The 23,176-nt window shown below is 55.6% G+C and carries 19 protein-coding genes and 1 tRNA gene; 8 read left to right on the forward strand and 12 right to left on the reverse strand.

Annotated elements, in window-relative coordinates; all coding sequences use genetic code 11:
* The first annotated feature begins 1 nt into the window (after nucleotide 1).
* From PYL13_RS15060 to PYL13_RS15095, 8 genes are all read left to right on the forward strand, one after another.
* Nucleotides 2-1,159: a methionine ABC transporter ATP-binding protein gene (locus PYL13_RS15060; protein WP_250982162.1), complete on the forward strand. Its 1,158-nt coding sequence runs from the start codon at nucleotides 2-4 to the stop codon at nucleotides 1,157-1,159.
* Nucleotides 1,113-1,805 carry a methionine ABC transporter permease gene (locus PYL13_RS15065; protein ID WP_192488166.1) on the forward strand — a complete coding sequence of 231 codons (693 nt, stop codon included), beginning with the start codon at nucleotides 1,113-1,115 and terminating at the stop codon, nucleotides 1,803-1,805. Before PYL13_RS15060 ends, PYL13_RS15065 begins: the two co-directional genes overlap by 47 nt.
* A gap of 79 nt (nucleotides 1,806-1,884) precedes the next feature.
* A complete protein-coding gene (locus PYL13_RS15070; RefSeq protein ID WP_250982163.1) occupies nucleotides 1,885-2,943 on the forward strand; it encodes an isopenicillin N synthase family dioxygenase in 1,059 nt (352 codons plus the stop codon).
* A gap of 194 nt (nucleotides 2,944-3,137) precedes the next feature.
* On the forward strand, nucleotides 3,138-4,178 hold the full coding sequence (locus PYL13_RS15075) for an ABC transporter substrate-binding protein (protein WP_259143247.1): 1,041 nt from the start codon (nucleotides 3,138-3,140) through the stop codon (nucleotides 4,176-4,178).
* A gap of 8 nt (nucleotides 4,179-4,186) precedes the next feature.
* A complete protein-coding gene (locus tag PYL13_RS15080; RefSeq protein WP_275641866.1) occupies nucleotides 4,187-5,182 on the forward strand; it encodes an ABC transporter permease in 996 nt (331 codons plus the stop codon).
* Complete coding sequence (locus PYL13_RS15085; RefSeq protein WP_275641867.1) at nucleotides 5,182-5,973, forward strand: ABC transporter ATP-binding protein; 792 nt, start codon at nucleotides 5,182-5,184, stop codon at nucleotides 5,971-5,973. The genes PYL13_RS15080 and PYL13_RS15085 overlap by 1 nt, the downstream gene beginning before the upstream one ends.
* A complete protein-coding gene (locus PYL13_RS15090; RefSeq protein ID WP_275641868.1) occupies nucleotides 5,966-6,262 on the forward strand; it encodes a hypothetical protein in 297 nt (98 codons plus the stop codon). Before PYL13_RS15085 ends, PYL13_RS15090 begins: the two co-directional genes overlap by 8 nt.
* A 38-nt stretch (nucleotides 6,263-6,300) precedes the next feature.
* Nucleotides 6,301-7,662, forward strand: coding sequence for an O-acetylhomoserine aminocarboxypropyltransferase/cysteine synthase family protein (locus PYL13_RS15095; protein WP_275641869.1), 1,362 nt, complete (start codon nucleotides 6,301-6,303; stop codon nucleotides 7,660-7,662).
* 191 nt (nucleotides 7,663-7,853) lie between these two features.
* Here PYL13_RS15095 and PYL13_RS15100 read toward each other — a convergent pair.
* From PYL13_RS15100 to pal, 12 genes are all read right to left on the reverse strand, one after another.
* Nucleotides 7,854-7,930: transfer RNA gene (locus PYL13_RS15100), tRNA-Met, on the reverse strand.
* A 135-nt stretch (nucleotides 7,931-8,065) separates the two neighbouring features.
* The gene (gene mnmA, locus PYL13_RS15105; RefSeq protein ID WP_275641870.1) at nucleotides 8,066-9,262 is read right to left on the reverse strand and encodes a tRNA 2-thiouridine(34) synthase MnmA; all 1,197 of its coding nucleotides are present in this window, start codon (nucleotides 9,260-9,262) and stop codon (nucleotides 8,066-8,068) included.
* A 209-nt stretch (nucleotides 9,263-9,471) separates the two neighbouring features.
* The gene (locus tag PYL13_RS15110; protein WP_275641871.1) at nucleotides 9,472-10,653 is read right to left on the reverse strand and encodes an OpgC family protein; all 1,182 of its coding nucleotides are present in this window, start codon (nucleotides 10,651-10,653) and stop codon (nucleotides 9,472-9,474) included.
* Nucleotides 10,654-11,019: 366 nt separating this feature from the next.
* Entirely contained in the window at nucleotides 11,020-12,087 is a 1,068-nt protein-coding gene (locus tag PYL13_RS15115; protein ID WP_275641872.1) for a Tim44 domain-containing protein, read from the reverse strand.
* A gap of 201 nt (nucleotides 12,088-12,288) precedes the next feature.
* Nucleotides 12,289-13,884, reverse strand: a complete 1,596-nt coding sequence (serA, locus tag PYL13_RS15120; RefSeq protein ID WP_275641873.1) for a phosphoglycerate dehydrogenase — start codon at nucleotides 13,882-13,884, stop codon at nucleotides 12,289-12,291.
* Between the two features lie 78 nt (nucleotides 13,885-13,962).
* Entirely contained in the window at nucleotides 13,963-15,141 is a 1,179-nt protein-coding gene (locus tag PYL13_RS15125; protein WP_275641874.1) for a phosphoserine transaminase, read from the reverse strand.
* 214 nt (nucleotides 15,142-15,355) lie between these two features.
* Nucleotides 15,356-16,201 carry an outer membrane protein gene (locus PYL13_RS15130; RefSeq protein WP_259143215.1) on the reverse strand — a complete coding sequence of 282 codons (846 nt, stop codon included), beginning with the start codon at nucleotides 16,199-16,201 and terminating at the stop codon, nucleotides 15,356-15,358.
* A gap of 193 nt (nucleotides 16,202-16,394) precedes the next feature.
* Complete coding sequence (glmM, locus tag PYL13_RS15135; protein WP_275641875.1) at nucleotides 16,395-17,750, reverse strand: phosphoglucosamine mutase; 1,356 nt, start codon at nucleotides 17,748-17,750, stop codon at nucleotides 16,395-16,397.
* A 174-nt stretch (nucleotides 17,751-17,924) separates the two neighbouring features.
* Nucleotides 17,925-19,874, reverse strand: coding sequence for an ATP-dependent zinc metalloprotease FtsH (ftsH, locus tag PYL13_RS15140; RefSeq protein WP_250982178.1), 1,950 nt, complete (start codon nucleotides 19,872-19,874; stop codon nucleotides 17,925-17,927).
* 153 nt (nucleotides 19,875-20,027) lie between these two features.
* Nucleotides 20,028-21,317: a tRNA lysidine(34) synthetase TilS gene (gene tilS / locus PYL13_RS15145; protein ID WP_275641876.1), complete on the reverse strand. Its 1,290-nt coding sequence runs from the start codon at nucleotides 21,315-21,317 to the stop codon at nucleotides 20,028-20,030.
* A gap of 37 nt (nucleotides 21,318-21,354) precedes the next feature.
* Entirely contained in the window at nucleotides 21,355-22,359 is a 1,005-nt protein-coding gene (gene ybgF, locus PYL13_RS15150) for a tol-pal system protein YbgF (RefSeq protein ID WP_275641877.1), read from the reverse strand.
* Nucleotides 22,360-22,524: 165 nt separating this feature from the next.
* A complete protein-coding gene (pal, locus tag PYL13_RS15155) occupies nucleotides 22,525-23,061 on the reverse strand; it encodes a peptidoglycan-associated lipoprotein Pal (protein ID WP_192488149.1) in 537 nt (178 codons plus the stop codon).
* Between the last annotated feature and the right edge of the window lie 115 nt (nucleotides 23,062-23,176).

Consider the following 23,176-nt stretch of genomic DNA (forward strand, 5'->3'; position numbering starts at 1 on the left):
CATGACCCTTTTGGCACGCACAGATGACGCGACCGAAACGAAGCCACGCTCACAGGAGCATGGCTCTGGCCTTCGCCCGGCAAACACAAGGCCGATCATCGAAATCCAGTCGCTGAGTAAGACCTATGACGCCAAAAGCGGCCCGGTGCTGGATGACATCAGCTTGAATGTCAGCGAAGGTTCGATACATGGCATCATTGGTCGCTCCGGTGCTGGTAAAAGCACATTGGTGCGCTGCCTGAACGGGCTCGTCAGCCCCTCCTCTGGCCGGGTATTCGTGTCCGGCCGGGAAATAAGCGCCCTGAAGGGACAGGACCTGCGCAAGGCGCGTCGGCAGATTGCCATGGTGTTCCAGCATTTCAGCCTGTTGTCGTCCCGCACGGCAGCGGCCAATGTTGCCCTGCCGCTGGAAATTGCCGGCATAGCCAAAGAAACCATTCGCAAACGTGTCCCCGACCTTCTGGAACTGGTTGGCCTTTCGGGCAAAGCAGATGCCTATCCGTCAGAGCTTTCCGGCGGGCAGAAACAGCGCATCGGTATTGCCCGTGCACTCGCCCTTGAACCAGCCGTGCTGTTGTCCGATGAGGCAACGTCGGCACTCGACCCGGAAACCACAGAACAGATCCTCGATCTGCTCAAGGATATCAATCGCCGCATCGGGCTTAGCATCGTGCTGATCACGCATGAGATGGATGTGGTCCGGCAAATCGCTGATCACGTGACCGTTCTCGAACAGGGGCGGATCATCGAAAGCGGCCCGACATTTGATGTCTTTGCTTTTCCCCGTTCCAAGACAGCGCGCTCCTTCCTCTCCAGCATCGTCGCACATGACCTGCCGGAAGAGGTGACCGCACGATTGGTGCCGGACGCCACAGGCGACACCGACCCGGTCATTCGTATCACCTTTACCGGTTCATCGGCACATAGTGCCGTGGTGGCCGACCTTGTGGAGCGTTTCAAAGTGCGGCCCAACATTCTGCATGGGCGCATTGATTACATAGGTGGTGCAGCGCTCGGTATCCTCACCATTGTCTCGGAAAACACCGGACCACGCCTGCCCGACATTCTGTCTTACCTGTCATCACTCGGTCTTCATGGAGAGGTTATCGGTCATGCTGTCCGACCTGCTGTCACCGGCGCTCATCGCGCTGCTCATTGAATCAATCAAGCAGACCGTTACCATGGTGGCGGTGGCTGCCCTGCTCTCGACGCTCATCGGCCTGCCACTCGGCGTGCTGCTCGTCGTCACTTCGCCAGGGCAGTTTCTCGAGCGGCCAATTTTTAACCGGGTAACCGGCACCCTGATCAATCTCATCCGCTCGACACCGTTCATCATCCTGATGGTCGCTATCATTCCCTTCACGCGGCTTGTGGCCGGCACAACGGTTGGTACATTTGCAGCCATTGTGCCGCTGACCGTGGCAATTACCCCGCTTTATGCCCGGCTTGCCGAAACCGCGATGCGCGAGGTTGATCAAAGCTTGATCGAAGCGGCTGAAAGCATGGGTGCAACGCCGCTGCAAATCATCTTCAAGGTGCTGTTGCCGGAAGCCCTGCCCGGCATCATCGCTGGCCAAACCGTCACGCTGGTCAGCCTGATCGGTTACTCCGCCATGGCTGGCACTGTCGGTGGTGGTGGATTGGGTGATCTTGGTATCCGTTTTGGTTACCAGCGGTTCATGCCTGAGGTCATGGTCGCGGTGGTCGTCATTCTCGTCGCTATCGTCCAGTCCGTGCAGATGACCGGTGATTTTGCCGCCCGTCTCGTCAATCACCGCATAGCACGCAGCCGCCGCTCCGCCTGACAGCGGGGCCAGCGCCTGCGCAGGGAGCCTTTTTAATTTCAGGGCTCAGGCCCACCAACGTAATTCAAAGGAGAACATCATGACCGTTCATACGCTTGCTACCCAACTGCCCTTTGTCGACATTTCCCGTTTCAACGCCGGTCCTGAAGAGCGCGCGCGCTTCATCGATGAGCTGCGCAAAATCCTGCATGACCATGGCTTTTTCTATCTGACCGGCCATGGCGTGGATCCAAAATTTCTTGCAGACGTAGTCGCAGCCTCCAAGCGGTTTTTCGCCCTGCCTGAAAAGGACAAGCTGGAGATCGAGATGGTCAAGTCTCCGCATTTCCGCGGTTACAACCGTGCCGGCCTCGAACACACGCGCGGTCAGCAGGATTGGCGCGAACAGGTGGATATCAACAATGAGTCCACGCCAGTCGAGATTGGTCCAGATACCCCGGCCTGGGCACGCCTGATCGGACCCAACCAGTGGCCATCAGCCTTGCCGGAACTCAAAGACCTGCTGCTGGCTTATCAGGCAGAAGTGACACGCATCGGCATCGACGTGCTGAAAGCCATTTCCGTCGCTCTCGGTCAGGACGAAAACGTCTTCTCCAGCATCTATGACCCAGAGCCGACAAAACTTCTGAAAATCATCCGTTACCCCGGCCGTGACGTGGCGCAGAGCGATCAGGGCGTTGGCGCCCATAAGGATGGCGGTTTCGTCACCGTGTTGCTGCAGGACGTCGTTCCGGGCCTGCGTGTGCAGACGGAAGATGGCGTCTGGATTGATGCGCCGCCGGTTCCCGGCACCTTTATCATCAACACCGGCGAATTGCTGGAGCTGGCCACCAACGGTTTTGTGCGCGCCGACGTTCATGACGTTATCGTACCGCCAGCCGGCACCGAACGTTTCTCCGTCGCCTTCTTCATGGGCGCCCGTTACGATTCCAGCATTCCAGTCATTGACCTGCCGGAAGAGTTGAAGCGCAGCGAACGCGGCATCACCGTTGATCCACTGAACCCGATCTTCCGCGACGTTGGCAATAATGTTCTGAAAAGTCGTCTGCGCTCGCATCCGGATGTGGCGCGTGCCCACTACGCCGATCTGCTGACACCGGAACAGCTGACCGGCAACAAGGTGGCTTCGGCCTACTAACTCTTCGAAACAACAGATCCACCGGCCTGTCCATAGGCGGTGGGTCGTTCCATTGCATGTTGAACAAGCTGTGATCTGGACGCGCGTTTTGTTCGAAAAATTATCCGCTTTGTGTTTTATAAATAGTCTATAAAATCTATGTAATTTAATTGTTGCTGCTAAGTTTTTCCCTATCAAACGATGAGGGGCAAACCATGTCAGAGCTTTCCAGCAAATCTTCACCCGCCAAACGCAGTATCAGCCGCCGCACGATCCTCAAATCTGCCGCAGCTGTGGGAGCCACCGCAGCAGTTGGCGCGCTGGCGGGTCGCACAACAAGCTATGCCATCGCAGGCAACCTTATTCCCATCAAGCTGGAATGGACCGAAGTGGCAGCATGCCACTCTCCCGTTGGTTTTGGCCTTTCCAAGGGCATCTACGCCAAACACGGGCTGGATGTGGAACTGTTCTACCAGGGGGCTAGCGGCCAGACCCTCATCCAGGCACTGGCAACCCGCAAGGCAGAGGCCGGTCCTGGCCTTCTCTATGATTGGCTGAAACCCATCGAACAGGGTTTTGACGTCAAGCTGTTTGCGGGTTCGCATGGTGGCTGCCAGCGCGTTCTGGTCAAGCCGGATTCCGGCATCAAGACGCTGCTCGACCTCAAGGGCAAGACCATCGGCACATTTGATGTGATGTCCCCGTCACGCGTTGCCTTCTCGGTGGCATTGGCAAAGGCTGGTCTCAACCCGGAAACCGACGTCACCTGGAAGGTCTTCCCCTTCGATCTGGTCGCGGAAGGTGTGTTGAAGGGAGAAGCCGATGCGGTCGCGCATATGGACCCCTGGGCTTACTCCTATGAAAAACAGCATGGCTTCGTGAAGATTGCCGACACCCAGACCGAAACATTCCAGGATCGCGTGTGCTGCGTACTAGGCGTTAACGGCGATTATTATGAGGCCAACAAGGATGCCATCAAACGTGTCGCCTCTGCCAATCTCGAAGTGCATCAATATACCGCCAAGCACCCGGATGAAGTTGCCAAGTGGTATTTCGATACACTGAAACCTGGCCTTCCCTTGGAAGACCTGACGGAAGTCCTTGCGTCCTTCACCTACCATGACCACTGGTTCGGCAGGGAACTGCTCAACGAAGTTCGTATCGGTTACGAGGATCTGAAACTGACGGGCGTTGCCGATGCATCGACCGATCCGGAAGAAATCGCCAATCGCATCACTATCGACATTTTCGCGTGAGCTGAACAATGACCGATGTGTTGAGAAACGATTTTGGCACAGTTCAACAGGCAGCCTTTCGGCCATGGAAACCATGGCGGAATGGCGTGCTGGCTGCCGCGAGCTGGGGGACGGCAGCGGCAGTCACTTATCTGCTACCTGACGTCATCAACTGGAATGCCACGGGTCTGTTTGCCACCATCGTCGCTGGCATAGCCCTCCTGTTGCTAGCCTTGGCGTTTGTTGTTCCGCTCTCCGACAAAAGAACAAAGACATTGCAGCATTATGGCCCATGGCTGGTTGCCATTGGTGTTTGGTTTGCGGTCTGGGAATTACTGACCGCAAAGCTGGGTTGGCTGCCAAAGCCGTTTTTCTCCCCACCACAAGGCCTGCTCAACGTCTACATCACAGACTGGGAGCGTCTACTGGTCTGCGTCGGATATACCGCCCGCCTGTGGTCGCTCGGTTTCTTCTCCGGCATTGCGGTTGGCTTTGTTGCCGGTGTCGCTCTCGGTTGGTCAAAATCCTTTGCCTACTGGGGCATGCCGGTGCTGAAACTGATCGGCCCCGTGCCGGCAAGTGCGTGGATACCCTGCACCTTCTTCATTTTCCCAAGCACCTTCCAAGCGTCGATTTTTCTGGTGGCTCTGGCCTCGGGCATTCCTGTCGCCATCCTCACCGCCGCCGGTGTAGGGCAGGTCAACCGCGCCTATTATGATGTTGCGCGAACACTGGGAGCATCCACCTCCTACCTGATTTTCAAAGTGGCGGTTCCGGCATCACTTCCCAATGTGTTCGTCGGGCTGTTTATGGCGCTCTATTATTCCTTCGCCGTTCTCGTCGTTGCGGAAATGCTCGGCGCAAAATTTGGCCTTGGCTGGTACCTGCAATTCAACACAGCCTATTCCGCCTATGCCAACGTCTATGCGGCGCTGATCATCATGGCGCTTATCTGCGCTGGCCTGGTTCGATTGCTGTTCGTTCTCCGAGACAGGCTTCTCAACTGGCAGAAGGGAATTCTCTGATGGCCCTTGCCTTTTCCTCGACCGAAGACAGAAACCGCAACCTGCAGCTTGAGATTGACGGCGTTTCCCATCACTACGATTTGGGAGACCGCACCCTGCCCGTGCTCGACGATGTCTCGATCAGCGTCAAACCTGGAGAGTTCGTGGCGCTGCTTGGCCCGTCTGGTTGCGGTAAATCCACATTACTGAGGCTGGCTGCCGGGCTGGAGCAACCCAGCAAGGGATCGCTCAGCGAGGACGGCACACCAATCGCCAACCCCGACCCGGACCGTATTCTGGTATTTCAGGATGCAACCCTGTTTCCCTGGCTCACCGTGCGCAAAAACATTGCCTCAGGTCTGGATGCACGCGGCGTGCTGAAAGAACAACAACACCGGGTCGATGAGCTTCTGAAACTGGTGAAGCTGGAGGGCTTCGCCGACGCCTATCCGCATCAGCTTTCGGGCGGCATGGCGCAGCGCGTTGCCATTGCGAGGGCTCTTGTCAATGATCCAAAATTGCTGCTGCTTGACGAACCCTTCGGCAAGCTCGATTCCCTGACCCGGCTGACCATGCAGAAAGAGCTGTTGCAGCTCTGGAAGCAAACAGGATTTACGGCGCTGCTTGTCACCCATGATGTCGAAGAAGCCTTGCTTCTGGCGGACCGTGTGATCGTGTTTTCAGATCGCCCGGCCCGGATAGTGGCTGAAGTCAATGTTGCCAAACCACACCCGCGCAAACGTGATGACAGTGACCTCTTGGATTTGCGCCGCAGTCTGCTGGAACAGTTGGGGGTATCCCACGATGTTTGAGAAGCGGTTTGTCGTCTTCACCCTGTCTTTGTCCATCACACTGCTATTGCTCAGCCTTGGCTGGTGGTGGCTGGTTTTCGGCAATGTCGTCGAAAACGGCTACATCACCACAGCACAGGCCGCGACATGCCTTGCTGCTGAGACCGATCTTTGTCGTCTCGCGCAGGCGCTCTGTAGCAACGAACATTTTTTTGAAATCCGCTGGTACGCCCCGGAAACTCTCTGGGCATCAGCAGCCCTGCTGCTTGTCGCACTGGCTCAGACATCCTTTGGACCAACCACACCATAACCAGACCTGTTTCCCAACCCGTTTCAAGGAGGAAGACGATGACCATTCAACAATCCACCGACGAAATTCTGCAATCTGTCCCGCAGCAGCCGACAGGCACAGCAACCTTCAAAAGCATTCATCCGGAAACACAGGCCATTCACGGTGGCAGCTTCCGTTTTGACCCGACAACAGGAGCCGTTGCGGTTCCGATTTACCAGACCACATCCTTCCAGCTTCCCGGCACCGACGGCGCCGACAAGCTGTTTGCGCTAGAAGCACCGGGACATCTCTACACCCGCGTGTCTAACCCCACACAGGACGCCTTTGAACAACGTCTGGCAGAGCTGGAAGGTGGCGCGGCCGCACTGGCAGTTTCCTCAGGTCAGGCAGCCTCTGCTTTCGCCATTCTCAACCTTGCCCGATCAGGAGACAACATCGTCAGCGCAGCCGGTCTTTACGGCGGCACATGGGCGCTATTTGCCGCCACACTGAAAAACTTCGGTATTGAGACACGCTTTGTCGATGGCAATGACCCCGAAGCCTTTGCCCGTGCAACCGACGACCGCACCCGCGCCTATTACGCAGAATCGCTGCCCAATCCCAAGCTGGAAGTGTTTCCGATTGGCGAGGTCGCAGCGATCGGCCGCAAGCTCGGCATTCCACTGATCATCGACAATACAGCCGCACCACTCACCATCAAACCGCTGGAACATGGCGCTGCCATCGTCGTCTATTCCGCAACCAAATATATTGGTGGCCATGGCACATCGATTGGCGGCGCGATCGTTGACGGTGGCAATTTCCCTTGGGCGGATCTGGCGGATCGCCACCCGCAACTGAATGAACCTGACCCAAGCTACCAGGGCAAGACATGGATCGAAAAGGCAGATGCCATCAGCTTCTTCCCATATATCCTGCGGGCGCGCGCCGTTCTGCTGCGTGACATCGGTGCGGCGATCAGCCCGCAAAATGTCTTTCAACTTATTCAGGGGCTTGAGACGCTGCCACTGCGCCTGCGTCAGCATAATGAAAACGCTATCAAGGTGGCTGAGTTTCTGCAAAAACACCCGAAGGTGTCCAACGTCATCTTCCCGAAATTCCAGACGGGCAAAGCAGCCGAACGTGCCAAGACCTATCTGAAAAATGGTGCTTATGGCGCACTTGTTGGCTTCGAGCTGAAATCAGGACGCGATGCCGGCCGACGTTTCATCGACTCGCTGCAACTCTTTTATCATCTCGCCAATATTGGTGATGCACGCTCACTGGCCATCCATCCGTCAACGACGACCCACTCACAGCTGTCGGTGGAAGATCAACTTAAAAGCGGCGTGACACCGGGCTATGTGCGCCTGTCAGTTGGCCTTGAACATCCCGACGATCTGATTGCCGACCTGACACAGGCACTGGAATACGCGTAATCACGCGTTTCATGTCATCTGGACAATGCAAACGACTTCAGGGCTCCGTACGAAAACTACGGGGCCTTTTGCTGTTCTGGAAACAGGTGAATCTCTGCCTGACAAAACGCGGTGCGGCGGATAAATCGAATCTCGATAAATGGCACTCTGAAAAGAGTTTTTCGATTTTGTCGATGTGTCATGAGAGAATTTGGTAGCGGGAGAGGGACTTGAACCCCCGACACGCGGATTATGATTCCGCTGCTCTAACCACCTGAGCTACCCCGCCACAAGGAACGATGACTTTGTTTCAAGTCTTTGTTCCCTTAGGATGAGCGGCTTATAAAGTGCCGCTCCCTTTTATGTCAAGCGCAAGATTTGCAATTTTCATAGCTTTCGACAAGCCTGTGAATATTGCAGGATTTTACGCGGCCACTGAACCTTCCAGCAGCGTCTTTAAAGACATCTCTGCTTCAGCCGAACGCTCTGAACGGCCAATGAAACCGCCGCCATACACGCGGGCATCTGCGCCCGGCGCAGAATAGAGCACGCAAGCCTGCCCCGGCGCCACACCTGCTTCGCCGACCATCAGATCGACATAAACGCCGTTGCCGTCATAATGGACAACAGCCTCTGCCGGCGGACGCGTGGAGCGGACCTTGGCAAAACATCGGAAGCCATTTGCGGCATCCTCTTCCAGCGACCTGTCACCCAGCCAGTTGATGTCACGCAGATAAACACGGTGTGTTTCCAGCGCTTCCTTTGGGCCAACAATCACCCGCTTGCCGCGCGCATCGAGATGCACGACATAAAGTGGTTCACCAGTTGCGACGCCGATACCGCGACGCTGACCGATGGTGTAGTTGACGATGCCGTCGTGGCGACCAAGTACACGGCCATCAAGATGAACGATATCACCCGACAGCGCCGCATTCGGTTTCAGCTTGTTGATGACATCGGTATATTTGCCCTGTGGCACAAAACAGATGTCCTGACTGTCCGCCTTCTTGGCAACGACAAGGCCCATTTCTTCCGCCAGTTCCCGGGTCTGCGCCTTGGAGAGGCCGCCAAGCGGAAAACGTAGGTAATCGATCTGTTCCTGTGTTGTCGCAAACAGGAACCAGCTCTGGTCGCGATCACTGTCAATCGGCCGGAAAAGCGCCCGTCGGATTGGATTACCGGGAACCGGGTTGTTGCGAGAGCGGATATAATGCCCAGTCGCCAGCGCATCGGCACCCAACTCCTGCGCAGTCTTCAGAAGATCTGCAAATTTGACAGTCTGGTTGCAGGCAACGCAAGGAATGGGTGTTTCACCCATGGCATAACTTTCCGCGAACGGGTTGATCACCGTTTCGCGAAAGCGGGCTTCGTAATCCAGCACGTAATGCGGAATGCCAAGCGTTTCACAAACGCGGCGCGCATCATCAATGTCCTGGCCTGCACAGCAGGAACCGGCGCGGTGTACGGCTGCGCCATGATCATAGAGCTGCAGGGTGATACCGAGGACATCATAGCCCTCACGCTTGAGGATACCCGCCACCACGGAAGAATCCACGCCGCCGGACATGGCGACAACAACGCGCGTGTCTTCCGGCTTCTTGTCAAAGTCGAGTGTATTCAAGTTTTTGTCCAATCGTCAGCCATACCGGGGGTCAAGGCCCCGGCGCCTGTCGTTCAATTCCACAAAACATGCCGCAGAGCAGCCTGGCGCTCAAGAGGTACGGAACGTGGAATTTTGAGGGTGCATATAAAGAATATCGGGCCGGCAAACAAGTACAGGGCGGGAAACCCGCCCTGCCCTGTAAGCATATCTCTCGATTGTCGTTAAAATCAGGCGGTCGCCTTGGTTCCACCAATCCACTTGTCGCGTTCACGCCACAGCGCAGGCAAAGCAAGTAGGGCGATACCGACGAGCGCAATCAGCGTCTTTTCCAGCTGCGACAGCTCCGCTGTACGACCGTCCATGTAATAGACGGCATAGACGATAGCGACGTGCCAGACATAGACCTGCAGGGAATGGCGACCCAGCAGCTGCAGGAACTTCAGCGACAGCACCCAGATAACGCCATTGGCAATACGACGCACAATCTGGCTGTGGTGTTTAGGGCCGGCAATCAACAGCCACGTCAGGCCAACGCCAACCGCGATGAAGTTGATCAGATAGACCGGGCCGAAGTCAGCACGAATTTCCATCGCTGCGAACTTGCCAATCACGTAGTCGGGCATGAAGCCCCAAGCCGTCGCAATACGCAGTGGCATGAAGAACAGGCAGACCAGCAGAGCAACCTTCGGAATCCAGCTGTTTTCTGGCGAAAAGATCTTCTTCCACTCGATCTTGTTCTGGGCGGTCATTGCACCCATCACCAGAGCCGAGAAGAACACGATCTGCCAGCCCAGCATGTTGAAGCTGACACGGATGCCCTGATCGTCAGGACCTTTGACCAGCTCATGCAGTGGCGTGGTGATGACCTTCTGCAAACCAAGCTGTCCAGCCATCCATACGAGCAACGAACCAACCATCACATAGGCCCATTTGCCATCAAGGCACAGCTTGATGAGTACAGGCGCAAACAGCATGTAGACGATATACTGGGGCAGAATGTCCATGAAAGTAGGCTGGAACACAAAGGTCGCGATGGCGGCCAGACGCAGCGGATCATCAAACGATGTCGCACCGATCCAGTTGAACCAGACATAGGAAGCATGTGGCAGAACCAGCGTGACGGCCAGAACCGCAATCACCAGACCCATGGCATATTTGTAAAGCTCCATGGAACGGTTCCAGATGGCCTGACGACCGGTCTCATAACCGTACTTCATCATTTTGCGGGCATAGACCAGGCCAATCAGCAGACCGGACAGGAACACGAAACCCTGCGCATCTTCCACGAAGGCAAACTGGCGGTGGTTGACCTCAACCAGCCAATAACCACCCACAAACACAAGGTGGTTTATCAGCATGAAAACAAGAAAATACCCGCGCATCCCGTCGATCAGGTCAAAGCGTTTCATCTCGATAGCTCTCCATTCTCTTGAGGACCGCGCATCGCCCGGCCTTGTTTACGAACCTCTGGCATCGGTTTGACAACGCACATTTCGCCAAGCGGTTCCGCAGAAAACGATCATGGTAGCCATAGGCTTGATCACGTTTTTGCAAGTGCACAATGGTTACGGAGGTGCCGCTGAATGCCGGATGAACGAAAAAGGGCAATAATGTGAATGTGATCAGCCCAACAGCTAAAGCTGCGATCACAGATTGCAAGCGACCAGTAAAACAGCAGTGACGCGTCAATTATTTGCACGCAGCAATACGCAAAACGCCGCAGTGCATCTCGGTGCACTGCGGCGTCATAAACCTTCAAATCACTCTTTTATGGATCAGGATGCCGACTGGATAGCCGAAACCTGCCACTCGGATCCTTCGCGGCGCACAAAAGTCCACAGCTCGGTCGATTCGGTTGCCTGGGTCTCGTCACCCTCGATAACCTTACCCGTTGTACGGTCACGCATCACGTCGATACGCGAGTACAGCATGGCGACAGTCGCGTAATCACGTCCTTCTTCATGCCAGGCTTCTGCGAGGTCGCCCTGCAGCAACTGAACATCGCTGACGTCGTTCTTGACGCCGCTTGTCGCGTTGTCGCTCAACTCTTCCGCCAGGTAGGACATGGCTTCTGGAGTGGTGAGCTTGCGAAGTGCAGCATAGTCTTCTGCAGCATAGGCAGCCTGTACGTCCTTGAGCATCTGCTCGAACTGACCAAGGTCTTCGCCCGTAACGCCAATCTCATCGCCTTCAGACATGGCATTGGCATGCGGAACTGGCTTTGGCGCGACAGCGGCTTCAGCAGCAGTCGCGGCGTTACCGGCAGCACCGGACAGGGAGCCCATCTGCGGGATCTTGAAGCCACCCTGACCCGTCGGCGGGTTGGACGAACCGGAATAGTTGCTACGCTGCGACTGGCCGCCGGCGTAAGCAGGCTGCTGCTGACGGCGCGACGCGAAGAAACGCATAGCCAGCATAACCAGCACACCAATCAGCGCGACCTGCAGCAACATGCCGAAGAAACCGGCCATACCGCCAAAACCGCCGCCCATCAGCATACCGAACAGACCACCCATCAGAAGGCCGCCCATAAGGCCACCGGCCATACCGCCGAAAAGACCACGGTTCTGCTGTGGCTGCTGTGCGTTGGCCGGACGTGTCTGCGCAGCACCAGGAGCCGCCTGGCTTGGCGCCGTGTTCGGTGTCATGCTGCGATTGATCGGTGCAGCCTGACCCGGCGCAGTGTTGGTTGCAGGTGGGGCAGAGAATGTACGCGTTCCACGGCTGCCGAAACCACCGCCAGCGCGACGAGCCTCAGCCATATCCACAGCCACGAACGAAACAGCAATTCCCAAAGCGGCAACCGCAAACAAACCTTTAAAGCGCCGAACGGCAGCAAACATCGTCTTCTCCTGTTGTGCCGCCCTCCCATGAGCGGCCTATCGTCGGACCATATAGCAACTCTGGATGATCATTTTTAGTGCCTAATTATAAAATTTTTCGTGATAAACAACCCTTGATTGCGTCCACCAATAATGCACAAAAAACCCGGCACTGGATTGCTCCAGTACCGGGCCTCTATTGTCCCCTTGGGAGGAACGATATTACTCGACGTTGAACGCCAGAGACTTGACCTGGCGGATGGCCGGGTTGGCGCGGAGCTTGTCCAGAACGGTTTCTGAAACAGGGCCGTCCACGTAGAGAAGCGCGATAGCATCGCCAGCTTCTTTTTCACGGCCGAGCTGGAAGTTGGCAATGTTAACGCCCGCTTCGCCCAGTGTCGTACCCATGAAGCCGATCATGCCCGGTACGTCGGTGTTGGTGATGTAGATCATGTGCGAACCGACATCAGCGTCCATGTTGATGTTCTTGATCTGGATGAAGCGTGGCTTGCCGTCTGAGAACACGGTACCAGCGACGGAACGAACTTGATTTTCGGTCTTGACCGTCAGCTTGATGTAACCGTCGTAAACGCCGGTTTTGTCGCGCTTGACTTCGGAAAGGATGATTCCCTTTTCCTTGATCATAATCGGTGCGGAAACCATGTTCACGTCAGAAACCTGCGGACGGATCAGACCGGCCAGCAGCGCTGATGTCAGCGCCTTGGTGTTCATGTTGGCGGTTGCACCATCATAAAGAATTTCGATTTCCTTGGTGGCGCTTTCCTGCACCTGACCAACGAAGGAGCCGAGAACGTCTGCAAGGCGAATAAACGGCTTGAGGCGTGGAGCTTCATCAGCAGTGATCGACGGCATGTTGATGGCGTTGGAAACAGCACCCTTGACGAGGTAGTCCGACATCTGCTCGGCAACCTGCAGGGCAACATTTTCCTGTGCTTCTGTTGTCGACGCGCCAAGGTGCGGCGTGCAGACAACGTTTGGCAGGCCAAACAGCGGGCTTTCCGTTGCAGGCTCAACTTCGAACACGTCGAAGGCGGCACCGGCAACTTGGCCGGACTTGATGGCGTCAGCGAGAGCCTTCTCGTCAACAAGACCACCACGGGCGCAGTTGATGATGCGAACGCCTGGCTTGGTCTTGGCAAGGTTTTCAGCGCCGAGAATGCCGCGGGTCTTGTCAGTCATTGGAACGTGCAGGGTGATGAAGTCAGCCTGTGCTAGCAGTTCGTCCAGTTCAACCTTGGTAACACCCATTTCCTGGGCGCGCTCAGGCGACAGGAAGGGGTCATAGGCCAGAACGTTCATCTTGAGGCCGAGTGCACGCGAGCAGACGATGCCGCCGATGTTACCGGCACCGATAACGCCAAGCGTCTTGCCGGTGATTTCAACACCCATGAACTTCGACTTTTCCCACTTGCCGGCCTGCGTGGAGGCATCAGCAGCAGGAAGCTGGCGAGCAACAGCAAACATCAGCGCAATGGCGTGTTCAGCAGTGGTGATGGAGTTACCAAATGGCGTATTCATGACGATGATACCGCGACGCGATGCCGCCGGGATATCTACATTGTCGACACCAATACCAGCGCGACCGATAACCTTGAGGTTGGTTGCAGCTTCGATCAGCTTTTCGGTTGCCTTGGTGGCGGAACGGATAGCCAGACCATCATAGTTGCCGATGATTTCGGCTAGCTTGTCCTTGTCCTTGCCAAGCTTTGGCTGGAAATCAACTTCAACGCCGCGATCACGGAAGATCTGGACAGCGGTTTCCGACAGTTCGTCAGATACGAGTACGCGAGGTGCCATGTTTGGGCTCCCTAAAAACGGTTTATTCATAAGATGAGGTATGTGCGGCCCTGCACTTTGCAGGGCCGGTAATCCAAATCAGGCCGCAGCCTTGGAAAGCTCAGCCTTCTGCGTTTCAAACGCCCAGGCAAGCCATGGCATGACAGCTTCAATGTCAGCCGTTTCAATCGTGGCACCAGCCCAGATCCGGAGACCGGACGGAGCATCGCGGTAAGCGCCGATATCGAGCGCTACATTTTCTTTTTCGAGAAGTGCAACAACGCCCTTGGAGAAAGCAGCCTGTGCGTCAGCATCGAGAGCAGCAACATCCTTGTCGACGATCTTGAGGCAGACAGAGGTGTTGGAGCGTGTCTCATCGACAACGGCCAGATTTGCAATCCAGTCATTGGCGGCAACGAAATCGTAGATCACCTTGGCATTGGCATCAGCGCGCGCGATCAGCGCGTTCAGGCCACCGAGGTTCTTCGCCCACAGCAGCGCGTCGATGTAGTCTTCTACGCAAAGCATCGAAGGTGTGTTGATGGTTTCGCCGGTGAAGATGCCTTCAATCAACTTTCCGCCGGATACCATGCGGAAAATCTTTGGCAGCGGCCATGCTGGCGAATAGCTCAACAGGCGCTCAACAGCACGTGGCGACAGAATGATAACGCCGTGGCCGCCCTCGCCGCCCAGAACCTTCTGCCAGGAGAAGGTGACGACGTCGAGCTTGGTGAAGTCCATGTCCTGCGCAAATGCAGCAGAAGTGGCGTCACAAATCGTCAGACCCTTGCGGTCCGCCGGAATGAAATCAGCGTTAGGAACGCGAACGCCCGAGGTTGTGCCGTTCCAGGTAAAAACGACGTCACGGTCGAAATCGACTTCCTTGAGGTTCGGCAGCAGGCCGTAGTCGGCCTCGAACTTACGAACGTCTTTCAGCTTGAGCTGCTTGACGACGTCGGTAACCCAACCGGCGCCAAAGCTTTCCCATGCAACCATATCAACGCCACGCTCACCGAGCAGCGACCACAGTGCCATTTCAACAGCGCCAGTGTCAGATGCGGGAACGATACCGATGCGATAATCGGCAGGAACGTTGAGAACTTCGCGGGTGAGGTCAATGGCCTGCTTGAGCTTGGCTTTGCCAACCTTTGCGCGGTGCGAGCGACCGAGCGGGGCATCAGCGAGCGCTTCGAGCGACCAACCGGGACGCTTCGAGCAAGGACCAGAAGAAAAATGGGTGTTGTTCGGACGTACGTCCGGTTTTGCAATCGCAGTCATAATGCTATCCTTCCAGATAGAAAGCCTCTCGTTAGGGAGAGGTGGCCTGCCCCGGTGGATATGCCTGTCGCTTGTTACAGTCAAGCGGAATATGTCGCTGGAACAAAAAATATTGGCGCAGCTGCGCCATATCGATGATCAGGAAAGTGCCCTGAAAATGCAAAAAACCGCCCGCGCCTGAAAGGCACGAGCGGTCTTGTTTTCGAAACTGAAATTACTTGTAAACTGCTGGTTGGATTGGGATTTCTGCTGGCGGCATGTACTGTGCCGTGTCGCAACCGCCGAAGACGTAACGACCGCCAAGGCGCACTTCATGCGAGTAGAAGCCCTTGTCGCGGCCTGGGCCACCACCGACGCTGTCATAGCCAAACATGTCGCCCTTGCCGATCTGGCGGAAACGATATCCGACATCAGCCTTGAGATTGCAGGTTACGTCGATCGATGCACCGGCCATCAGCGCATAGGCGAATCGCCAGCCGCCCTTGCCGCCATGGGTGAAGGTCGGGTCGCAGTTGGAAGGATCGCCTACCTCACACGATGTGTTTCTGAGGTTAGCCCACTTAACGTAGGAACCGCCGATACCAGCACCAACGTAAGGTGTGAAACGGCCAAATGTCGCCAGATCGACATATGCATTGGCCATCAGCGTGTAAGCGCGCAGTGAAGACAGATCTGTCGATACGCAGCTACCAGCTACGCCACAGCTGCCAAAGGTCGAGCCACGGAAGTTGCTCTTGGCCATGTAGTCAAACGTCAGATCCGTACGGAAGTGGTTGTTGATCTGATAACCAACACCAACGCCGCCCATAAAGCCACCCTTGAGCTTTGTGGAGCGGAAATCTGTCAAACCGGCTGTGAATGGACCCTGATAAAATTCAGCGCCACGCGACTTGTTGTAGGCGTAGCCGATATCTCCACGCAGATACCAACCGTTTGATTCGGTGATCTGAATTTCTGGTGCCTCAATATAGGCCGGAGGATCTGGCTGATAAAGGTCGGCTGCAAATGCGCTGGATCCCGCCGTCAACGCGGCGAGAATGCCAATCAGGCTTTTTTTCATAACATCAACTCCAGAAGCGGCACCTGCGCCCATGGCCGCATGCCAGTAAACTGTTCCGTTATGAATAATGAATGAGAAAGGTTAAGTGCCGATTAACTACGATCATTCACCAAGATTTATTAATACAGCAAAGAACCGGCAACAAAAAAGCCGGTACAAGACCGGCTTTTCAGTAACTTAGCGAGTATTTCTCTTACGCAGCAGCACTGCGCGCATTGGCAATAACGTCAACCAGACCGTTTACGATGCTCTCAACTTTCACGCTGTCATCGCCTTCTGCCATAACACGGATCAGCGGCTCAGTGCCGGACGGACGAATGACAAGACGGCCATTGCCAGCCAGCTCGCTCTCAGCGTCGGCAATCGCCTGAATAACCACAGGGTTTTCAAGTGGCTTGCCGCCGGAAATACGAACATTCTTCAGCAGCTGAGGTACAGGCTCGAACTTGCGGCAGATTTCGCTAACCGTCTTGCCGGACCGCTTCACACAGGCAAGCACCTGCAGCGCAGCGACAAGACCATCGCCCGTCGTACCGTAATCAGACAGCACGATATGGCCGGACTGCTCACCACCAACATTGAAGTTATGGTTGCGCATATGCTCAACCACGTAACGGTCACCAACCTTCGTACGGGCAAGAGACAGTCCTTTACCGCCAAGGAAACGCTCAAGACCGAGGTTGGACATGACAGTCGCCACGATACCACCGCCCCGTAGAATATTGTCATTGGCCCAGCTGTCGGCAATGACCGCCATCAACTGGTCGCCATCGACCACTTCGCCACGCTCATCGACAATGATCACGCGGTCAGCATCACCATCAAGCGCAATACCGATATCGGCACGCACTTCATGCACCTTCTTGCGCAGGGCGTCCGGATGCGTGGAACCGCATTCAAAATTAATGTTGGTGCCGTTCGGCTCGTTGCCGATCGTCACGATATCAGCACCCAGTTCCCACAGCGCTGCGGGAGCAGCCTTATAGGCCGCTCCGTTGGCGCAATCGATCGCGATACGCAAACCATCCAGCGTCACTTCGCGTGGCAGGGTGCGCTTCACGAATTCGATGTAGCGATAGATATCGCCATCGACGCGCTTGGCACGGCCAATCTCGTGCGGTTTAGCCAGCTGGGAATAGATATCCTTGTCGAGCAGGTCTTCAATTTCCAGCTCCAACTCGTCGGACAGCTTGTAACCGTCGGGGCCAAACAGCTTGATGCCGTTATCCGCAAACGGATTATGCGAAGCGGAAATCATCACACCGATGTCGGCACGCAGAGAACGCGTCAGCATGGCAACAGCAGGTGTCGGAATTGGTCCAAGAAGGAAAACGTCCAGTCCAGCTGCAGTAAAACCGGCGACCAATGCGTTTTCGAGCATGTATCCCGAAAGACGGGTATCCTTGCCAATAACCACGCGGTGGCGGTGATGTCCGCGGCGGAAGATTGTGCCGACCGCAATACCAACCCGCATTGCTAGATCAGGCGTCATCGGAAAGACGTTGGATTGTCCGCGGATACCATCGGTCCCGAAATAACGGCGTGTCATGTGAACTCCAGAAATAGTCGCGCGATCAGCGCACATGATCTGCTCATGCCATAAACAGCACAATACAGCACGTAAATTACCGCAAACACGGATTACATCTTGTTACTGTAAAAAAAGACCATCCGGCAAAACCGGATGGTCTGTTTTCCACTGACATTTACTGTCAGGCACAACTTAATGTGGCTGTGGCTCCATGCCACCTTCAGCTTCACCGTCGCCCTTGGCTTCGGTTGGACCGTCTTTCTTGGTGCCAGCCTTCGGAACTGCGGAACCACGGCTGTTGGAGGAACCATCATCGCCAAGATCGCGGGCTGGTTTTTCACCCCTGATCAACGCCTTGATTTCTTCGCCAGTCAGGGTCTCGTATTCCAGCAAGCCTTCTGCCAGAGCCACGAATTCGTCGTGCTTCTCCGTCAGGATGCGGCGTGCTTCGGTGTAAGCCTCGTCAATCAGACGACGAACTTCGTTGTCGATTTTCTGGGCTGTGGCTTCGGACACATTCTTGGACTGCGAAACCGAGTGACCAAGGAAGACTTCCTGCTGGTTTTCACCATAGGCAACCTGACCGAGTTCATCGGAGAAGCCCCACTGGGTCACCATCGCACGGGCCAGCTTGGTAGCCTGCTCGATATCGGAAGACGCACCAGAAGTGATGTTTTCCTTGCCGAACGTCAGCTCTTCAGCAACGCGACCACCCATCATGATAACGAGACGAGAAACCATCCACTTGTAGCTCATGGAGTAGCGATCGCCCTCAGGCAACTGCATGACCATACCAAGGGCACGACCGCGCGGAATGATGGTTGCCTTGTGCAGCGGGTCGGCCACCGGCACATTGAGCGCGGTGATGGCGTGACCAGCTTCGTGGTAAGCCGTCAGTTTCTTTTCTGCTTCGGTCATGGCAGTCGAGCGGCGCTCGGCACCCATCATGATCTTGTCCTTGGCGTCCTCGAACTCCTGCATCGTGACAACACGCTTGTTACGGCGTGCAGCCATCAAGGCAGCTTCGTTGACGAGGTTCATCAAGTCAGCACCGGAGAAGCCCGGTGTGCCCCGTGCCAGAACCTTAAGGTCGACATTTGGCGCAAGCGGAACGTTGCGAACGTGAACCTTGAGAATGCGCTCACGGCCAACGATATCCGGGTTAGGCACAACAACCTGACGGTCGAAACGGCCTGGACGCAGCAGAGCAGGGTCAAGAACGTCAGGACGGTTTGTCGCCGCAATCAGGATAATACCTTCATTGGCTTCGAAACCATCCATCTCGACCAGCAACTGGTTGAGTGTCTGTTCACGCTCGTCGTTACCGCCGCCAAGACCGGCGCCACGATGGCGGCCAACGGCGTCGATTTCGTCGATGAAGATAATGCACGGCGCATTCTTCTTCGCCTGCTCGAACATATCGCGCACACGGCTTGCACCAACACCCACGAACATTTCAACGAAGTCGGAACCGGAAATCGTGAAGAACGGAACATTGGCTTCACCTGCGACGGAGCGGGCAAGAAGCGTTTTACCGGTACCAGGAGGACCAACGAGAAGAACACCACGCGGAATTTTACCGCCGAGGCGCTGGAACTTCTGCGGGTCACGCAGAAATTCCACGATTTCTTCCAGATCCTGCTTGGCCTCATCAACACCGGCAACGTCATCAAACGTGATACGGCCATGTGCTTCAGTTAGCAACTTCGCTTTGGATTTGCCAAAGCCCATTGCGCCGCGCGAGCCACCCTGCATCTGCCGCATGAAGAACAGCCAGACGCCGAGAATGAGGAACATCGGCAAAAGCGTGCCAAGGTAGCTCAAAAAACCGGAGGAGCCATCGCTCTCCGGCCGCGCTACGATCGTTACGTTTTTGCTTTGCAGACGCTCCATCAATGAATCATCGATAACCGGAGAGTAAGTCTGGAAAGCGGTGCCGCTTTCCGTGTACGTGCCAAGCACTCGATTGCCCGTAACAGTCACGTCACGCACTCGACCGGAGTCCACATCACGCAGAAACTGCGAATAAGGAATCTCACGCGAACCCGATTGCGAGGGCGACGTCTGGAACATGCTGAACAACGCGATCAGCAAGAGGGCAATAATGGCCCACAAGGCGAAATTTCTAAAATTTGGGTTCATCGAACTCCCCGAACTCACACGGACATCTTATGTGCCCGCTCATCTGTGCCACTAACATAAGGTCGACATATGCCGTTGCCAAGGCAGACACGGCATTCAGATGCGTTTTCAAGCAAAAAGTCTGAAAATTAAATCGATAAAAACAGCTCTAATTTAAACCGGTGGCTGTAACACAGGTGCGCAATCCAGCAGAATTGCTATTTCGCCTGCCAACTCAAGGTCGAAATCCGGTAAAAACAATTCGTAAGGCATAAGTACAGAACGCGTGAGAATCGCCGTTCCACCCGCATCAAAAATATCCGGCATGGAGGAGAAGGCACGCTTTGCCACACCAACCGGCACATTGGGGAAAATCACAGACGCCAGTTCCGTATTTTTTCCACCATTTGCGGAGACATCAACCGGCTCTGCAGACGGATTGTGCAGCATGAACCGCTCATCCCATAACACAGTCTCACCGGGTACAATTTTCAGCGATGGCAGGTTTCGGTTTTCACGGTATAGGTACAAACCATCACGACGACGATCAAACATCGTGCGGGATACTGTCATCCGGCCAAGCCTATTTTGCAGAATGAACGCGGCGAGCCGGTCCATGCTGTCCGCCGCCGGCAGATGTTGGCGGCCACCAATCACCGCAGCCATTGATGCTAGTGCGTGGCGCAACATGTCCGGTTTCTGATCGAAGGCCTCATTGTCCAGCCAGATCACACCACTGCCCTCACCTTGCGCGTGGTCTTTCAAAAGACCGGCAGCCGCATTAGAGATTGCCTTGCGCTTTTCTCCGGCATTGCGATCAACGGATGCTTCGGAAAGGTGCTCCAGACCTTGCCGTGTCCGCACCCGCTCATATTTGCGGTCTTCGTTGCTGGGGTCATCAACCCAGCCCAACTGCTCTCTGCCGAGAAATTCACGAATATCGGCGCGGCGTACAGACAGGAATGGCCGGACGAGCCAATGCCGTCCAGCATAGAGCGTGCGCTCTGCCATGCCGGAAAGCCCGGTATTTTCTGTGCGCGTGCTGCGGGCGGCCCGCATTAACACGGTTTCAAGCTGATCATCGAGTGTGTGCCCGGTTACGATGACGGTCGTGCCGAGCTCTTCGGCAACCGCTGCTACCAATCGGTAACGGGCGAGCCGCGACGCCTGCGAAATGCCAGATTTGGGTTTAACTTCGTCCCATCGGCGAATGACGTGTTTGACACCGAAACTTCGGCAAATCTCGCCAACCTGCCTGGCCTCTTCGGCGGCCTCGGGCCGCAACTGATGATCGATGGTAACAGCAGATAGGGCGACATCATCATTGGCGCTGGCGTGTGCAGCTTTTATCAGCGCCAGCAGCAGACCGAGGGAATCGCTGCCACCAGAAACCATAACGAGGATTTTGGCGGGTTTGCGTAATTGCCTGATAAAGGTCTGCGCGGCGGCGGCAGGGCTTGTCACGGGAAAATTCATAATCGGATCGGACACTACCGATCGGTCAGCAGCTTAGTCGCTTCTGCTCAGACGCAACCTTGCCCAGAACGGCTTTCGGTGCGGAAGGATAACGTTTGGTCACTTCACGCAACGTTGCGCAGGCGGTGTCCTTGTTATCAAGTGCCGCAAGCGACATGCCGAGCTTCAGCAGCATTTCAGGTGCGCGTGGCGACTTGGCAAAGTTCTTGTGCGCATCAAGGAAAGTCTTGGCGGCATCGTTGAAACGACCCTGCGAATATTGTGCTTCGCCCAGCCAGAAAGTTGCGTCGGCAGCCTTTCCGCCCTTCGGATAGCCCTTGAGGTAGCTCTGGAAACCGTCTTCAGCCAGCTTGTAGTCACCCGAGAGGATATGACCGTAAGCCGCTTGGTAAATGTCGTTCTCGCTGGTCAGCGCTCCATTGCCCGCGCCACCAACCGAAGCCGTGTTGTTCTGCTCGACACCTGGCAGAGCACCGGAAGAGTTTTTTGCGCTGTCGTTCAGCGTCCCACCGACCGGCATACCGCTGCTGTCAAGCTGGATCGAACCAAGTGTGGTTTCACCGGGCGCTGCACCAATGTCACGCGACGTTGTTGTTGAAGCGCCGTTGTTGGACGGCGTTTCAATGATTGTTGCCACCTCATCCGTGTTGGATGGTGCGGTCGATGATGGAGAAGAAGAGGAAGCTGTGGCAGCGCCACGGCCTCCCTTTGTGTTCTCACTCTTTTCAAGTTCCTGGAAACGGAACTCGTTGTCTTCCTGCGCCTTGCGCAATTGCTCCTGCATTTGAAGAAGCTGGAAACTCATTTCCTCGATACGGCCGTTCAACTGCCGAATCTCTTCTTCAAGCTGCTGTACGCGAACGGCTTCACTGCCCTGCTGTACACGCACAACAGGAGCCTGCGACGCCGATTGGGAATTGACTGCGCCAGCGCCCCAGCCTGAGCCGAAAAGCGGTGCCGAAACGGCAATTCCACTCAAGCCCGTAAAAGCTGCAAGCCCCAGCATTCCCGCCACGACAAGTTTCTTCATGTCAACGTCCTGCCTGTTCTGATTTGCGCCAGATTGACGCAAAGCCGGATTGTTCTCAACTTACGCCAAAAAGCAACTTAACTTCGGCCAAACTATGAAAAAAACAAAAGGCGGCACGAGGCCGCCTTTTGCTTTTTGATAACGAGCGCGTGAACGCCCGCATAATTACATGCCTGCGCCACCGAGAACGGTAACCGCACGACGGTTCTGCGACCAGCAGGAAATGTCGTCGCAAACTGCAACCGGCTTTTCCTTGCCGTAAGAGATGGTGCGCATACGGTTGGCAGGAACACCGCGCGAAGCAAGGTAATCACGCGTTGCAGCAGCGCGGCGAGCGCCCAGTGCAAGGTTGTATTCGCGTGTGCCGCGCTCGTCAGCGTGACCTTCAACGGTGATGGCGTAGTTCGGGTAACGCTGCAACCACTGTGCCTGACGGTCGAGTGTCTGCTGCGCATCTGCGCGAACCGAAGTCGAGTCGGTGTCGAAGAAGATACGGTCGCCAACGTTGACCGTGAAGTCCTGCTGCGAACCAGGAGGGCCACCGGCACCACCGTTAAGGCCAAGATCGCCTGCACTGTTAGGCATGTTCTTGTTACCCTTCGCACAACCGGCAAGAGCCAGGGCAAGCGTAAGAGCGATGACGGCCGGGTTACGGGCCAGTTTCTGCATTGGGCTGATCGACGAAGTGTGTGTACGGCTCATCGCCGGTCTCTCCTTAGAATTTCAGTAACGTTGCCAGACAATAACTGTTTTCGGTTAACCACGATCAAATATTCATGGTTAACAAATCGTCACATTAGCACCGGTCCTCACAATA

The sequence above is a fragment of the Agrobacterium sp. Azo12 genome, from assembly GCF_029193765.2.
Classification (GTDB): Bacteria; Pseudomonadota; Alphaproteobacteria; order Rhizobiales; family Rhizobiaceae; genus Agrobacterium.

What these genes read in the sequence shown, in the direction of transcription:
- PYL13_RS15060 (WP_250982162.1), top strand. Translation starts at nt 2, where the DNA reads ATGACCCTTTTGGCACGCACAGATGACGCGACCGAAACGAAGCCACGC.
- PYL13_RS15065 (WP_192488166.1), top strand. Translation starts at nt 1,113, where the DNA reads ATGCTGTCCGACCTGCTGTCACCGGCGCTCATCGCGCTGCTCATTGAA.
- PYL13_RS15070 (WP_250982163.1), top strand. Translation starts at nt 1,885, where the DNA reads ATGACCGTTCATACGCTTGCTACCCAACTGCCCTTTGTCGACATTTCC.
- PYL13_RS15075 (WP_259143247.1), top strand. Translation starts at nt 3,138, where the DNA reads ATGTCAGAGCTTTCCAGCAAATCTTCACCCGCCAAACGCAGTATCAGC.
- PYL13_RS15080 (WP_275641866.1), top strand. Translation starts at nt 4,187, where the DNA reads ATGACCGATGTGTTGAGAAACGATTTTGGCACAGTTCAACAGGCAGCC.
- PYL13_RS15085 (WP_275641867.1), top strand. Translation starts at nt 5,182, where the DNA reads ATGGCCCTTGCCTTTTCCTCGACCGAAGACAGAAACCGCAACCTGCAG.
- PYL13_RS15090 (WP_275641868.1), top strand. Translation starts at nt 5,966, where the DNA reads ATGTTTGAGAAGCGGTTTGTCGTCTTCACCCTGTCTTTGTCCATCACA.
- PYL13_RS15095 (WP_275641869.1), top strand. Translation starts at nt 6,301, where the DNA reads ATGACCATTCAACAATCCACCGACGAAATTCTGCAATCTGTCCCGCAG.
- PYL13_RS15110 (WP_275641871.1), bottom strand. Translation starts at nt 10,653, where the DNA reads ATGAAACGCTTTGACCTGATCGACGGGATGCGCGGGTATTTTCTTGTT.
- PYL13_RS15115 (WP_275641872.1), bottom strand. Translation starts at nt 12,087, where the DNA reads ATGTTTGCTGCCGTTCGGCGCTTTAAAGGTTTGTTTGCGGTTGCCGCT.
- serA (WP_275641873.1), bottom strand. Translation starts at nt 13,884, where the DNA reads ATGGCACCTCGCGTACTCGTATCTGACGAACTGTCGGAAACCGCTGTC.
- PYL13_RS15125 (WP_275641874.1), bottom strand. Translation starts at nt 15,141, where the DNA reads ATGACTGCGATTGCAAAACCGGACGTACGTCCGAACAACACCCATTTT.
- PYL13_RS15130 (WP_259143215.1), bottom strand. Translation starts at nt 16,201, where the DNA reads ATGAAAAAAAGCCTGATTGGCATTCTCGCCGCGTTGACGGCGGGATCC.
- glmM (WP_275641875.1), bottom strand. Translation starts at nt 17,750, where the DNA reads ATGACACGCCGTTATTTCGGGACCGATGGTATCCGCGGACAATCCAAC.
- ftsH (WP_250982178.1), bottom strand. Translation starts at nt 19,874, where the DNA reads ATGAACCCAAATTTTAGAAATTTCGCCTTGTGGGCCATTATTGCCCTC.
- ybgF (WP_275641877.1), bottom strand. Translation starts at nt 22,359, where the DNA reads ATGAAGAAACTTGTCGTGGCGGGAATGCTGGGGCTTGCAGCTTTTACG.
- pal (WP_192488149.1), bottom strand. Translation starts at nt 23,061, where the DNA reads ATGAGCCGTACACACACTTCGTCGATCAGCCCAATGCAGAAACTGGCC.